Origin of the sequence: Corynebacterium sp. HMSC14B06 (assembly GCF_001807075.1) — a bacterium.
GTDB classification, from domain to species: Bacteria; Actinomycetota; Actinomycetes; order Mycobacteriales; family Mycobacteriaceae; genus Corynebacterium; species Corynebacterium jeikeium_D.
The window spans coordinates 103,318-116,726 of the sequence record NZ_KV787370.1 but is presented as its reverse complement, the minus strand read 5'-3'; the positions used below and the strand labels follow the sequence as shown (position 1 = coordinate 116,726).

The 13,409-nt window shown below is 56.6% G+C and carries 13 protein-coding genes and 4 tRNA genes (1 of these 17 running past the window's edge); 3 read left to right on the top strand and 14 right to left on the bottom strand.

Translation table 11 applies throughout. From position 1 onward, the window contains the following. Nucleotides 1-155: 155 nt before the first annotated feature. From HMPREF3130_RS05155 to HMPREF3130_RS05090, 14 genes are all read right to left on the bottom strand, one after another. Nucleotides 156-908 carry a YebC/PmpR family DNA-binding transcriptional regulator gene (locus HMPREF3130_RS05155; protein WP_048731316.1) on the bottom strand — a complete coding sequence of 251 codons (753 nt, stop codon included), beginning with the start codon at nt 906-908 and terminating at the stop codon, nt 156-158. A gap of 79 nt (nt 909-987) precedes the next feature. Further along, the gene (gene pdxT / locus HMPREF3130_RS05150; RefSeq protein WP_048731318.1) at nt 988-1,608 is read right to left on the bottom strand and encodes a pyridoxal 5'-phosphate synthase glutaminase subunit PdxT; all 621 of its coding nucleotides are present in this window, start codon (nt 1,606-1,608) and stop codon (nt 988-990) included. Beyond that, nucleotides 1,608-2,486 (bottom strand): acyl-CoA thioesterase, encoded by an 879-nt coding sequence (locus HMPREF3130_RS05145; protein WP_049193681.1) that lies wholly within the window; start codon nt 2,484-2,486, stop codon nt 1,608-1,610. The genes pdxT and HMPREF3130_RS05145 overlap by 1 nt, the downstream gene beginning before the upstream one ends. Before the next feature lie 2 nt (nt 2,487-2,488). Next, on the bottom strand, nt 2,489-3,391 hold the full coding sequence (pdxS, locus tag HMPREF3130_RS05140) for a pyridoxal 5'-phosphate synthase lyase subunit PdxS (RefSeq protein ID WP_049172998.1): 903 nt from the start codon (nt 3,389-3,391) through the stop codon (nt 2,489-2,491). Between the two features lie 139 nt (nt 3,392-3,530). After that, a complete protein-coding gene (locus HMPREF3130_RS05135) occupies nt 3,531-4,034 on the bottom strand; it encodes a hypothetical protein (protein WP_016422677.1) in 504 nt (167 codons plus the stop codon). 53 nt (nt 4,035-4,087) lie between these two features. After that, nucleotides 4,088-5,230 carry a glycosyltransferase family 4 protein gene (locus HMPREF3130_RS05130; RefSeq protein ID WP_070429455.1) on the bottom strand — a complete coding sequence of 381 codons (1,143 nt, stop codon included), beginning with the start codon at nt 5,228-5,230 and terminating at the stop codon, nt 4,088-4,090. A gap of 2 nt (nt 5,231-5,232) precedes the next feature. Then, nucleotides 5,233-6,135, bottom strand: a complete 903-nt coding sequence (locus tag HMPREF3130_RS05125) for a phosphatidylinositol mannoside acyltransferase (protein ID WP_070429454.1) — start codon at nt 6,133-6,135, stop codon at nt 5,233-5,235. 11 nt (nt 6,136-6,146) lie between these two features. Beyond that, nucleotides 6,147-6,848, bottom strand: a complete 702-nt coding sequence (gene pgsA / locus HMPREF3130_RS05120) for a phosphatidylinositol phosphate synthase (RefSeq protein ID WP_049193676.1) — start codon at nt 6,846-6,848, stop codon at nt 6,147-6,149. Next, on the bottom strand, nt 6,842-7,477 hold the full coding sequence (locus HMPREF3130_RS05115; RefSeq protein ID WP_042388668.1) for an ATP adenylyltransferase: 636 nt from the start codon (nt 7,475-7,477) through the stop codon (nt 6,842-6,844). The genes pgsA and HMPREF3130_RS05115 overlap by 7 nt, the downstream gene beginning before the upstream one ends. 151 nt (nt 7,478-7,628) lie before the next feature. Next, nucleotides 7,629-9,623, bottom strand: a complete 1,995-nt coding sequence (gene thrS / locus HMPREF3130_RS05110; protein ID WP_222867477.1) for a threonine--tRNA ligase — start codon at nt 9,621-9,623, stop codon at nt 7,629-7,631. A gap of 159 nt (nt 9,624-9,782) precedes the next feature. Continuing rightward, a complete protein-coding gene (locus HMPREF3130_RS05105; RefSeq protein ID WP_040361740.1) occupies nt 9,783-11,009 on the bottom strand; it encodes a Dyp-type peroxidase in 1,227 nt (408 codons plus the stop codon). Nucleotides 11,010-11,296: 287 nt separating this feature from the next. Continuing rightward, nucleotides 11,297-11,905, bottom strand: coding sequence for a copper chaperone PCu(A)C (locus HMPREF3130_RS05100; protein ID WP_070429453.1), 609 nt, complete (start codon nt 11,903-11,905; stop codon nt 11,297-11,299). Nucleotides 11,906-11,909: 4 nt separating this feature from the next. Further along, nucleotides 11,910-12,500 (bottom strand): copper resistance CopC family protein, encoded by a 591-nt coding sequence (locus tag HMPREF3130_RS05095; protein WP_049190805.1) that lies wholly within the window; start codon nt 12,498-12,500, stop codon nt 11,910-11,912. 186 nt (nt 12,501-12,686) lie between these two features. Continuing rightward, nucleotides 12,687-12,761, bottom strand: a tRNA-Val gene (locus HMPREF3130_RS05090). Nucleotides 12,762-13,119: 358 nt separating this feature from the next. On the opposite strand from HMPREF3130_RS05090, the gene HMPREF3130_RS05085 reads away from it, so the two are divergent. From HMPREF3130_RS05085 to HMPREF3130_RS05075, 3 genes are all read left to right on the top strand, one after another. Next, a tRNA-Gly gene (locus HMPREF3130_RS05085) sits at nt 13,120-13,192 on the top strand. A 66-nt stretch (nt 13,193-13,258) separates the two neighbouring features. Further along, a tRNA-Cys gene (locus tag HMPREF3130_RS05080) sits at nt 13,259-13,329 on the top strand. Nucleotides 13,330-13,363: 34 nt separating this feature from the next. Beyond that, nucleotides 13,364-13,409 (top strand) — tRNA-Val (locus HMPREF3130_RS05075); it runs 49 nt beyond the window's last position.

The window sequence follows — 13,409 nt, the reverse complement described above, 5'->3', positions numbered from 1 at the left end:
CCCCCCCCCCCCAAAAAAATCCCCATCGGACGACTCTCCGATGGGGATCTTCCATTCACACCAGCTCGCCGCGCAATTCAGCGCTGCAGACTACCCTGCACGAGCATCCTTTAACGCCGGGAAGCCGGTCAGCGGAACCGTCGCCAAGCAAACGCCTAGTCTTCGAGTTCGGCGATAACCTCGTCGCTGATGTCGGCGTTCGAGTAGACGTTCTGCACGTCGTCGGACTCTTCGAGAGCGTCAATCAGACGGAAGAGCTTGCGTGCACCGTCAGCATCGAGAGCCACCGTGGTAGAAGCGCGGTAGTCCTGATCTGCGGAGTCGTACTCCATTTCGGCATCGACAAGAGCGGTGCGGACATTCATCAGATCGGTAAAGGCGGAGACAACCTCGAACTTTTCGCCCAGGTCGTTGACCTCCTCTGCACCAGCATCGAGAACCGCCATAAGCAGGTCATCCTCGGTCAGCTCGCCCTTCGGCAGCTCGACGACACCCTTCTTTTCGAAGAGGTACGCCACGGCGCCGTTGTCTGCCATGTTGCCGTTGTTCTTGTTGAACGCCGAGCGCACATCGGAAGCAGCACGGTTACGGTTATCGGTCAGGCACTCCACAATCAAAGCGACACCGCCAGGTGCGTAACCTTCGTAGACAATGGTCTCCCAGTCAGCACCGCCGGACTCCTCGCCGGAACCACGCTTGCGGGCACGCTCAATGTTGTCGTTGGGAACCGAGGCCTTCTTGGCCTTCTTAATCATGTCATCGAGGGTGGGGTTACCAGCAGGATCACCGCCGCCGGTACGAGCCGCGACCTCGATGTTCTTGATCATCTTTGCCCACTCTTTGGCGCGCTTGGCGTCATTAGCAGCCTTCTTGTGCTTTGTGGTTGCCCATTTTGAATGACCCGCCATGTGCTAGTTCCTACCATTCCTCTCGTCAATACCCATGTAGATGGGAATTCGTCAGGTGTTCATTATACAAACCGGGGATTTAAATGCCGACAAGCTCTCGCAAAAAGAACTCGTGGAGCCGCGTCTCCCCCGTCGACTCCGGGTGAAAGCTGGTGGCCATCGCAGCCCCCTGCCGTACTCCGACCACTGTACCTGCGGTCTCTCCAGCCGATTCTGGCACCCGCGCTAGCACCTCAACATCATCACCGACACGCTCGACCCACGGTGCGCGAATAAAGGCGGCGTGTACAGGCGGCTGGTCACCACTGATCGCCAGCTGCGGAATATCCAAGTCAGTTTCGAAGGAATCCACTTGCCGGCCAAATGCGTTACGACGGACGGTGATGTCAATCGCCCCCAGGCTAACGGCATCCGGACGGGTATCGAGCACTTCGTCGGCAAGCAAAATCATGCCGGCGCAGGTGCCATATGCCGGAAGGCCATCGCGGAGGGCTTCCCGCAGCGGGTCTTCAAGCTCATTGAAGACCATCAGCTTGCTCATGGTTGTGGACTCGCCGCCGGGCAAAATTAGGCCGCTAAGCCCTTCCAGATCACGGGGCAAGCGCACCTTTCGGTGCGGGACGCCGAGCTGGTCAAGCACATATCCGTGTTCGGCAACGTTGCCCTGAAGAGCGAGGATACCGATTGTTTCCTGTGTCATTAATCTAGGTTCTCACTGCGAGCATCGAAGTTCGTCGCCACTGGCACGGGCTCGACACCCGGGGCCAGGCTTCGGGTCAGCCCTTCCTGCGTGACGACGGCCACGAGCTCGCCCTTTTGGTTAAAGATGCGACCGTGAGTCAATGCGCGACCCGCGTGCGCCGATGGCGAAATCTGGTCGTAGAGCAGCCATTCATCCGCACGGAACGGACGCATAAACCACATCGCGTGGTCGAGGCTGGCTTCCTGGACCTCAACGCCTGGATGCGGAACGAGTGCCGATGACAGCAAAGTCATATCCGACATATACGCCAGCGTGCAGACATGGAAGGTCTCGTTATCCGGCAGGCGATCCTTGCACCGGAACCACACCAGCTGCTGGGACGGGGTGTACTTGTTGTGTTCGAACTGATCATTCGGCACTACCCGGATATCCCAGTCCGCCCACTCGCGCATTAGTAGACGACGTGTGTTCGTCATCTCAGAGGTGTCGGTGACCACGTCTTCAGGATCTGGCACCTTGCGCATCACGTCAGAGTGCTCGAGTCCCTCATCCCCCTTACGGTGGAAGCTGACCTGCATGACGAAAATCGTACGGCCATCTTGCACAGCTTCGACGGATCGGTGGCAGAAAGACCGGCCGTCGCGAATACGCTTGACCATGTACACCGTCGGGATATGGGGGCGGCCCGGGCCTACAAAGTAGGCGTGGAGGGAGTTCACCGCGAAGGTATTACCCACCGTGCGCGTCGCCGCGACGAGGGACTGGCCGGCAACTTGGCCACCGAAAGTGCGCTGCAGGATTGACTTAATGACTGGGCCACGGAAAATGTCCCGGTCAATCTGCTCCAGATCTAATACCTCGCGGATGTTAGCCATTTTTACCAGCCACGCTCAGCGAGTCGGTGCGGCTGCGGAATCTCGTCGACGTTGATGCCGACCATTGCCTCGCCGAGACCGCGGGAGACATCAGCGATGACCTTCGGATCATCGTAGTGCTGGGTTGCCTGGACGATAGCCTTGGCGCGCTTCTCCGGATCACCGGACTTGAAGATACCGGAACCAACAAAGACACCCTCGGCACCGAGCTGCATCATCATTGCAGCGTCAGCCGGAGTTGCAATGCCTCCTGCGGTGAACAGCACGACTGGCAACTTACCGGTCTCAGCGACCTCGCGTACCAGCTCGTACGGTGCCTGCAGCTCCTTGGCGGCAACATAGAGCTCGTCCGGAGCCATAGAACGCAGACGGTTAATTTCAGCGCGGATGGTGCGCATGTGAGTCACAGCGTTGGAGACATCACCGGTACCGGCCTCGCCCTTGGAGCGAATCATGGCAGCGCCCTCGTTGATGCGGCGCAGAGCCTCACCCAGGTTGGTCGCACCACAGACGAAAGGCACGGTGAATTCGAACTTGTCGATGTGGTTCGAGTAATCGGCCGGGGTCAGAACCTCGGACTCGTCAATGAAGTCAACACCGAGGGACTGCAGAACCTGTGCCTCAACAAAGTGGCCGATTCGGGCCTTGGCCATAACCGGAATGGAGACGGCATTGATAATGCCCTCGATCATGTCCGGGTCAGACATACGCGACACGCCACCCTCTGCGCGAATATCGGCGGGGACACGCTCCAGCGCCATCACGGCAGTTGCGCCGGCATCTTCAGCGATCTTGGCCTGCTCCGGCGTAACGACGTCCATAATGACGCCGCCCTTCATCATCTCAGCGAAACCGCGCTTCACGCGTGCGGTGCCCTGCCCGGAGTTGTTCTCAACCGTGCTCAACGAACCCTACTTCCCTAATAAAACTGGTGAATGTGACCGTTTGTAGTCGTTTAACACTATAACGCCTGAACTAGACAGTGCTGTTCATTGAGTCACAAAACACGGCGAACTTCCAGCACAACAGCGAATTTTCCCACAATTAAGCAGTTGTCAGTCCGTCTGCAACATCGAAATATTCCGGTTCGGGTGCAGTGCCCGCCAGCCGCAGCGCGCGTACTAGCGGCCTGGCTCGCAGTGCTTTCGTATCCGTCACCGCATCATTGTAGAAACGGCGGGCGAGCTCGAGCCGCGTGTGGGCGTCAGAAAGCTCAATTGCCATCGTTCGGTCCACGGGCTGTTCCTCATAGAGCGCCACAATTTTCCTAGTCAGTTCGTTTTCCACGTCTGCGCGCTGTCCAGTGTTGTTGGCTCTAAGTGGTGTGGCTTCCACCTTCGTCACTACGCCGGCGAGTTCCGGGTAGGCGGCACGAGCGACTGCGGCCCTTCGCCCCAACGCCGCTTCCAGTGAAGAACGCGCCAAGTCCGTGCGAATGTGCATACGGTTCAAACGCGTCGCTGTCGATGAAGCCACCAAACCGCTAACGAGTACGACAATCAGCGCAATGACTAGGACAACGACCCAGATTGGAACGGTTACGTCCACCGAAAACCCACTTTCACTCCGCTGCGTTTAATCAGCTAACACGACGGAAATCTCTATGGCGCAATGACGACCTTTTCGCCATCCATGCGCACCGTATCGTACACACGCAGAACGCCGTCGGCGACCTGCGACCAGTCATACTCCCAAGCCCGTTTATGCCCGAGTGCGCGAAGCTCCTCCCCCAACTTTGACTGCGTCAAAAGGCGTACGACTGCATCCGCAAGGTCTGCGGAGTTACCGTTTTCAAAGTGAAGCCCGTAATGGCCGTCGTCAAGCACGAGTTTGAACGCATCGATGTCGCTGGAGATCACCGGCGCACCCGCCGCCATCGCCTCTACCAGCACGATGCCGAAACTCTCTCCACCACGCTGCGGGGCAATGTACGCATCCGCATCGGCGAGTATTGACGCCTTAGCATCCTCCGACAGTCTGCCGACGAAATGCAGGACATCTGCGTTTCTGCCCGCTTTACGACGAGCTGCCGCGACATCACCATCACCAACAACACAGACCTCAAGCTGTGGAATCTCTGCACGTATTGCCGGCAGCGCGTCGAGCAACACGTCAAAGCCCTTACGAGATTCGTCGAAGCGTCCGAGGAACACGAGCCGATAGACCCCCTCACGCCGTGGCGGGATCTCAGGCAACGATGAGGCGGCCGGGCAGGACTCAAAATCTCCAACACGGACACCATTGGGAATGAGAACCGGGTCGCCGCCGAGTTGCTCAACCTGCCAGCGACGAGCCACTTCCGAGACAGCGATGCCTCCCCGAATGCGTTCAAGGTACTTCCGCAAAAATGGCGTGGCCAACTTCAATGCTAGGGAGTCCGTCGCCGCAGAGTGATAGGTCGCGACAATTGGCCCGACCGAGTTTACTAACGACAGCATTGAAAAACTGGGCGAATTCGGCTCATGGATATGAAGAATGTCAAAGCTACCTTCCTCGATCCATGTGCGGACTCGACGGCTCGTGCGGGGACCAAAAGACAGCCGAGCGACTGAGCCGTTATACGGAATCGGGATGGCGGCACCACCTCGAATAACGAAATCCGGCACATCCGCCTGCGCGCTAGCCGGGCCGATAAGACTGACCTCGTGGCCGCGGCGGATGAACTCCTCACACAAGTCAATCGCGTGAGCTTGAACCCCACCTGGAACATCGAACGAGTACGGGCACACCATTCCGATTCGCACGGCTACTTTGACCTCTTCTTATCCGCTGGCCACAGTGGCTGCATCATGTGCCAATCCGCTGGATGCTGAGCAATATCAGATTCAAAAACAGTAGCGATGTCTTGGACAATGTCAGCTAGATTGCGCCCCTCAGTCGGCACGAATGGATGCGCTACAAAGCGCCAACCATCGCGCGTGTAGGACAGGCCCGCGGGCATAAGCCGAGCGCCCGTGTCCTGTGCCAGCTTTGCCGCGCCGACCGGCATTGTCGTCTGCTCGCCGAAAAAAGTGACCGGGACCCCGTGGCCGCCGAAGTCACGATCAGACAGCAGGCACACAACGCCACCGTCTTCCAATCGCTTCTGCAGTTCCGGCATCGCGGGTTTGCCACCGGTAAGCGGGAGAATGTGGAATCCGAGGGATTCGCGGTACTCCACGAAAGCGTCGTAAAGCACCTCTGGCTTCAGCCGTTCCGCCACGGTACTGAACCGGCCATGGCGGGAAACGAGCCACATACCTGCCATATCCCAGTTACCAGAATGCGGCAGTGGGATGACGATGGAATCTCCGGCCTCGAGGGCCTCAGCAACTCGTTCGAGCCCATCGCTGGTGGATTCGACCGTGTCTGCCAGCTCTGGAGAGGCGATGGAGGGCAACCGGAATGCCTCCACCCAATAGCGTAGATAGGAACGCATGGAAGCCCGAATAAGCCCTTGCGGCACTTCCTCAGGCGGACAGCCCATAACGCGAGCCAGGTTCTTGCGAAGCTGGCGGGTCGTCGTGGGATTTGCTGCTACCCGATCGGCGGCTATGTTGCCGATGCGGTAGGCCACGCGTTCCGGCAGCAGACCAAAAATCTTCCACCCGGCCATATAGCCGAGCGCAACGAAATCATCTTTCGAGCGAGGCAGGAAGAAACTAGTCATCGTATCCTCCTTTAGTTGTTGGAATCAGCCGAACCCGTGGACTTCGTAGCAGAGTCAGGGTTGATAGATGAACTATCAGCTGCGCCTTCTGGCGGGGCGATGGGATCCAACGCTCCTGGCTGCTTAGCCACCATGTACAAGCGCTGAATGACGGTGAATACCGACCCAATCGCCAGGAGCCACATTGCGACGTAGAGGGCATAGTCCACGCCAAGCCCCTGGAGCCCAATGCCGATTAGACCGATAATCAGGCGCTCCGCACGTTCGACGAGACCGCCGTTGACCTTGAGGCCGCTAGCTTCTGCCCGAGCCTTAACGTAGGAAATGACCTGGGAAGATCCCATAGTGATCAGTGTCAGAATAAGCAGCACTGAATCCGCGTCATGGTGATACACCACCCAATACGCTATCGCCCCGAACAGTGCAGCATCCGTAATGCGGTCACAGGAAGCATCCAGCGTCGCTCCGTATTTCGTTCCCTGCCCTCGAAGTCTGGCCATCGTGCCATCGAGCAGGTCAAAAGCAGTGAAAATAGCGATTGACACCGCAGCTGCGAAAAGATGGTTGGTAGGAATCAGGATTACCGCAAGCAGAACGGAAACTACCGTTCCCACCAGGGTGACCGTGTTCGGGCTAATGCCGACCCGCAAAAGTGCAGCGGCAATCGGTTCAACTACTGGGCGGATTGGAGCCCTGCCACGGACACTCAGCATGCTGCCCCATCCTCTTGATTAAGGGCACGCCAGCCGTCGGCAAGCAACTCGCGAGTCTGACGAAGAGCCTGCGGTAACACTTTGGTGCCATCGATCACGGTCATAAAATTGCTGTCACCCGACCAGCGCGGTACGACGTGCATATGCAGGTGATCGGCGACCGAACCGCCGGAGGCCTTGCCTAAGTTGAAACCTACATTGACGGCGTGCGGGCGCGAAACCGATTTGAGAGTACGAACCGCATGCTTGGCAAATCGCATCATCTCGGCTGTTTCTTCGTCGGTCAAGTCCTCAAGGTTGGCGACTTCGCGATATGGAACCACCATGAGGTGCCCTGGGTTGTACGGGAACAGATTCAAAACGGCGTACACCCACTCGCCGCGAGCGATAATGAGTGCTTCCTCATCGCTTTGCTTCGGCAAATCAACGAAGGGGTTACGAGATGGCTTGGAGTTATGCACACCACGCTTGACGATGTAGTCCAGCCGGTAGGGTGCCCATAAGCGCGTGAGCCGATCCGGTTCGCCGTAACCGCTGTCGACGTATACGCCATCAGACGATTCCTGCTGGCCGGCATTGCCCTGCTGCTGCGGAGGCAACTCTTCACTTCCCGACTGATTCACTGCCATCCCCTTCGTTGCGTGGCCGGGACCCCATTCGAGCCCCGACCACATATATTTCTCTGCTGTAGTTTACGACCTCGCGGTCAACTTCTTTGGATTACCACGCGTGGTTCACCAGTTAAAACAACGCGGTCGAATTAGAGAGCGTTAACGACCTCTAGAGAGCAGAGACATTCTCCTTGTTCGGCTGTTCGTTATTCCGCGAAGCAACCCAATCACAGATGATGTCGACAGCCTTCTCAACTGCCATCCCGTTAATCTGAGTGCCATCGAGGAACCGGAAGCTGACGGCTCCTGCCTCAATGTCGCGGGCACCAGCCAGAATCATGAACGGAACCTTGGCCTGGGTGTGGTTGCGAATCTTCTTCTGCATGCGGTCATCGGACGTATCCACGTGGACGCGGATGCCACGAGACTTCAGCTGTGCAGCAAAGCCCTCCAGGTGTGGGATACAGTCATCCGCAACCGGAATACCAACAACCTGTTCCGGAGCCAGCCAAGCCGGGAAAGCACCTGCGTAGTGCTCCAATAGGACGCCAAAGAAACGTTCGATGGAGCCGAAAAGCGCACGGTGAATCATAATCGGGCGCTTCTTGGTTCCGTCAGGTGCGGTGTACTCGAGCTCGAAGCGCTCCGGCAGGTTGAAGTCGAGCTGTACCGTCGACATCTGCCAAGTACGGCCGATGGCATCGCGGGCTTGGACGGAAATCTTCGGACCATAGAAAGCGGCTCCGCCCGGATCAGGAACGAGCTCGAGGCCAGAAGCATCGGCAACGCGCTGGAGAATAGCTGTGGACTTCTCCCAAATTTCATCCGAGCCGACGAACTTCTTTTCGTCCTTCGTAGACAGCTCCAGGTAGAAGTCATCCAGGCCGTAGTCACGCAGAAGCGAAATGATGAAGTCGAGGACATTAGTGAGCTCTTCTTCCAGCTGATCCTCGGTGCAGTAGATGTGGGCATCGTCCTGCGTAAAGCCACGGGCTCGGGTAAGACCGTGGATAACGCCTGATTTCTCGTAGCGGTAGACGGTGCCGAACTCGAACATACGAATCGGAAGTTCACGGTAGCTGCGACCACGCGATGCGAAAATGAGGTTGTGCATCGGGCAGTTCATCGGCTTGACGTAGTAGTCCTGCGGAGCCTTGGTGCAGTTGCCGTGTTCGTCATATTCGCCGTCGAGCTGCATCGGCGGGAACATGCCATCCGCGTAGAAGTCCAGGTGACCAGACTTCTTGAACAAGTCACCCTTAGTTACGTGCGGCGTGTTCACAAAGTCATAGCCCGCTTCGATATGACGGCGACGGGAGTGCTGCTCCATCTCGTTGCGGATGATGCCACCCTTGACATGGAATACCGGGAAACCAGAACCAATCTCATCCGGGAAGCTGAACAAATCCAGCTCGGAGCCCAAACGGCGGTGATCGCGCTTCTCAGCCTCGAGCATGCGGTCGAGGTACTCGTCTAACGCTTCCTTGGACTCCCACGCAGTGCCGTAAACACGCTGCAGGTTATCTCGAGATTGGTCACCCCGCCAGTACGCAGCGGAAGAACGCATGATCTTAAAAGCAGGGATGTAGCGGGTGGTCGGCACGTGCGGGCCGCGGCAAAGATCAAACCACTCGGTCTCACCGGTACGCGGATTGACGTTGCGGTAGCCGGTCAAGGTCGTGCCTGCACCACCGACATCGACATTGGCCTCATCATCTTCGGCCACCTTGCCGGCCGACTTTTCAACAATCAGCTCGAGCTTATACGGCTCGTCGGCAAGCGCTTCCTGCGCCTGATCGGCAGACTCGAACGCGAAGCGCTCGAATCGCTGACCAGACTTGATGATCTTCTTCATACGCTTTTCGATGCGCTTGAGATCCTCCGGCGAGAAAGGCTCATCGACACGGAAGTCGTAGTAGAAACCATTGTCGATGGCAGGGCCAATGCCCAGCTTCGTCCCAGGGAACTCCAACTGCACGGCCTGAGCCATCACGTGAGTCGCAGAGTGGCGGATGACATCGCGACCGTCCGGAGTATTCGCCGGAACGGGCTCGAAGACGGTTTCCACTTCTGGCTTAAAGGACAGATCCTTCAAATTGCCTTCAGGGTCGCGGACACAAACGATGGCGTCAACGCCCTTGTTCGGGAAACCCAGGTCTCTCATCGCCTCGCCCGCAGAAACTCCTGCGGGCACGGAAAACGGTGCTGGGGTTGCAAATTCTTCTGACACGGCGTGCGTGTACTCCTTTTCAAAGTGTCTTCGAAAATCACATACCTGGTGACCTTCGTCAGTCGTTCACACACTTTACCGCACGGTCAAAACTCAGGCCTCGAAAAGGTCCTGGGCCCAGTACTCCTCCTCAGAAGTTCCTCGTGGCATAACAAACACGGCGGATCCAATGTGGAAAATCCACTGATTGAGACGGTCGTTCTTGGACAGCCGCTCTTGAATCGGATTGAACTGCTCCAACGGGTCCTTCTGGAAACAAATGAATACCAGGCCGGTGTTGGTCTCGAATCGACCATTCGGTTCCGGTGGCAGGTCATAGTTGTAGACCCGTCGCAGAATCCGCTGATTAGGTTTCTCTTTCGGAGGCATTGACAGCGCAACATGGCTGTTCGGATCCGTCAGAGGCAGACCATATTCATCAGTCTTCGCCAGGTCGACGGTCTCAAACTCGTCCTTACCTCCAATTGGCGCGCCGGTGCCGATATCTCGGCCGGTAATAACAGTGCGGCTTTCGCGGTCCAACACATCCCAGCCTGGAATATCCATTTCGATACGGCGGACAACCATCGCTGTACCGCCCCGCAACCAATCCGGACCACTATCAATCCACACCTGCTTGTCGAATTCTTCACGAGTGCGCGGGTTGACCGTACCGTCCTTCTGACCGAAGAGATTGCGCGGGGTCTCGCCTTCCTGCGTAGAACCATTGGCGTGCTGGAAACCAGCTTGCACCCAGTGAACATCCAAATAAGAACCTGCATTTCGGATCATCATTCGGGCCGCATGGGAGACCATTACTGGGTCGTCCGCACAAATCTGCAGGCACAGGTCTCCGCCGTTCCACTCCGGGCGGAGCTCATCGTTAACGTACTTTGGCAGATCTCCCAGCCACTCAGGCTTCTGGTCTTCCCTATCGATGATTGTGAAGAAATTCTCCCCATATCCAACTGTGATAGTCAGATTGGCCGGACTCCCCATGAGCTCGGGTTCCAAATCCGTTCGAGTAGCCTTGCCGGCTGTCATTCGGCGGGCGTCATCCGTCCAGGCACGCATGAGGTTTTGGAGGCGATTGCGATCGACCCCCTTCTTCACGTTGAAGGCTATTAGCCATAGATTCGCCTGTGCGGGCGTCGCAATCCCCGCCTGGTGAGCGCCATCAAAAGGTACGGTTGCTGTCTGCAAAGGCGGTTTCGGTGGCTCTTCCTGTGGACGTTCCAACCCAATCGCCTGGGCTTCCGGCGCCCCCAGGGCGAGCGCTGAGGCTCCTGCGGCGGTGCCGAGCCCGCCAAGAAAACGTCTTCTGGAAAAGCCTTCGGACATGTTGTGCACTCTTACCTTTCTGATTACTTCGAACTGGAGCACATGAGGTGGCTGGGAATCCGCCAATTTTTCAATGGCTTCAACGCAACCACTGGCCTATCCAATTCGACCGTATCGAAAACCTTTTTCGGAAAAAGAAAAGCGCCGGAGTTCGTTGCATATGCTGCAATAACCTGCCAACTCCAGCGCTTCTGCCACCATTAGATTCCAGTTAGTCAATTCCTCGACGTACCTGAGCTCACGCCCGCTTTACGACGAGCGATTACTTGACCAACTTGTCACAAGAATTAGTGACCCGAGTGATCCATCTCACCGCCGCCCATGTGCTCTGGGTTGTTCAGGTCACCGTCATTACCGTAGTCCTCTTCACCCGCTGGCTGGACGCGAACCTCAACGTCCTGGGTGATGCTAGAGCCGTCGGAAAGCTCAATGACGAGCTTGTATTCAGCTCCCACATCCATAGCTTCATCATTGTCCATAATCATGAAGTGAGTGCTACCCGGTTCGAGAACGAGTTCGCCATTAGCCGGAATCGTCAAACCTTCCGGCACCTCGAACATTTTGCCGTCCTTGGTGTCGTGCTGCTCGAACTTCGTGCCTTCCTTCAGTCCCTCAAGCTTGAAGGAGGAAACCTTGATGTCCTTATCGGTGTTGTTGGTCAGCGTACCGAAGATGGCGGTCATGCCCTTGTCAGCCGGCTTTTCCTTGATGTAGGCATCGGCCAGCTGCACAGCAGCATCGCTCTTCTCCATCTGAGAGGTAGCTTCGGTCGCCGCGGAAGTTGCGGACTCAGTCACCTCAGCAGCAGTGTTATCGTCGGACGAGCATCCTGCCAGAACAAGGGTCAGAGCTGCGGAACCAGCGATCAGTGCAGTTGCAGTGCGATTGAGCTTCATGTGTCTATTTTGCCTTTCGATTAATAACGATGACGACAGCGGCGATGATGACGATGAGTCCACCACCGAGGCCATAAGCCCATAGCGGTATTGACTTCGTTTCCTCGGCGTGCGCACCGGTCTGACGAGATTCTGCCCCGGCTTCGGCTGCGCCAGCAGCATCCGGATCAGCCACTGAGAAAGAGGTCTTTCCTCGGGTGGAGTGACCATCAGAGGAGGTGATTTGGAAACCAATGATGTAGTTACCAGGGCCTGGATTAATATCCTCAGGGATATCCAAAGAGACCTCATTACCCACTACCTCTGGCTCGTGGGAGTACAGGACTTCCTTGGCATCTGCATCACTAATTGCAACGGTGTTGAAATTGTTCTTGGGGTTGCCGGAGAACTTGAGAGAAACGTGGTGCGGAAATTCATCGAGAACCTGCTTGTCGCCTGGGTTAGACGACAGCACGGAATCGTGAGCATGCGCGGGGCCAGCATTAATAACTGACGCACCTGCAAAGACTACAAGCGCCGCAGCGGCGGCTACTGCACGCCGGAAACCCGACTTTGAGAACCGAAACGTTTCGCCTGAAGCGACCCGGGGACTCACTAGAACAGTTCAACTCCTTAAAGCGGGACAGTTCGAGAAGAACAGCAGTAGTCTGACCGCTGCCCTTATACCTATTGTCGGATGGTAACCCAGAAAAGTTCCCGAGAGGGACGAATATAGTTCAGGTCACACAGCAAAACCCCGGCCGCGCCGTTTCTATACGATGCGTCGACCGGGGTTTGTAAATGGTAGTCCCAACTGGGTTCGAACCAGCGACCTTTCCGGTGTGAACGGAACGCTCTTCCACTGAGCTATGGGACTCGGACAGAAAAGCACTAAGCCTTTGCTGCTCTGCGGAATAAGTTAGCACGCGTTTTAGAAATTTCCCTAATTGAGTTGCATTGCGTTTGCGATTGCGCAGTTCGAAGATTTATTAACCCACCCATGGAACTCCATGACGATAGCGACTCGATAGCCACCCAGTAACCAACCCGCGAAAGCGAATTAATGACATTGTTGCGATTCAGAGGCATCAAAGCTTGGTCTTTAGCCCTACGCCCACAGGCACAATACAGATGTTCACCTGGTAATTTGTAATCAATCACACAAGCACGCTAAAGTATTTTTCGCACCGCAAGAGAGCAATTGAGATTCTTCTTCGCTCTCCTTGCAACGTGATGCGGATGTAGCGCAGCTGGTAGCGCATAACCTTGCCAAGGTTAGGGTCGCGGGTTCGAGTCCCGTCATCCGCTCTGGTTTCTCAAGAAGTTAAGCTCTGTGGTATAACTTCGAGGCAACCACTGAGGCGGCAGCCTCACGGTGGAATGGCCGAGTGGCGAGGCAACGGCCTGCAAAGCCGTGTACACGGGTTCGATTCCCGTTTCCACCTCAGCAGAGATTCCTTTAAGGTTTCGATGTAATGCGCGTTTAGCTCAGCGGGAGAGCGCTTCCCTGACACGGAAGAGGTCA

What these genes read in the sequence shown, in the direction of transcription:
- HMPREF3130_RS05155 (WP_048731316.1), bottom strand. Translation starts at nt 908, where the DNA reads ATGGCGGGTCATTCAAAATGGGCAACCACAAAGCACAAGAAGGCTGCT.
- pdxT (WP_048731318.1), bottom strand. Translation starts at nt 1,608, where the DNA reads ATGACACAGGAAACAATCGGTATCCTCGCTCTTCAGGGCAACGTTGCC.
- HMPREF3130_RS05145 (WP_049193681.1), bottom strand. Translation starts at nt 2,486, where the DNA reads ATGGCTAACATCCGCGAGGTATTAGATCTGGAGCAGATTGACCGGGAC.
- HMPREF3130_RS05125 (WP_070429454.1), bottom strand. Translation starts at nt 6,135, where the DNA reads ATGACTAGTTTCTTCCTGCCTCGCTCGAAAGATGATTTCGTTGCGCTC.
- pgsA (WP_049193676.1), bottom strand. Translation starts at nt 6,848, where the DNA reads ATGCTGAGTGTCCGTGGCAGGGCTCCAATCCGCCCAGTAGTTGAACCG.
- HMPREF3130_RS05115 (WP_042388668.1), bottom strand. Translation starts at nt 7,477, where the DNA reads ATGGCAGTGAATCAGTCGGGAAGTGAAGAGTTGCCTCCGCAGCAGCAG.
- thrS (WP_222867477.1), bottom strand. Translation starts at nt 9,623, where the DNA reads ATGAGAGACCTGGGTTTCCCGAACAAGGGCGTTGACGCCATCGTTTGT.
- HMPREF3130_RS05105 (WP_040361740.1), bottom strand. Translation starts at nt 11,009, where the DNA reads ATGTCCGAAGGCTTTTCCAGAAGACGTTTTCTTGGCGGGCTCGGCACC.
- HMPREF3130_RS05100 (WP_070429453.1), bottom strand. Translation starts at nt 11,905, where the DNA reads ATGAAGCTCAATCGCACTGCAACTGCACTGATCGCTGGTTCCGCAGCT.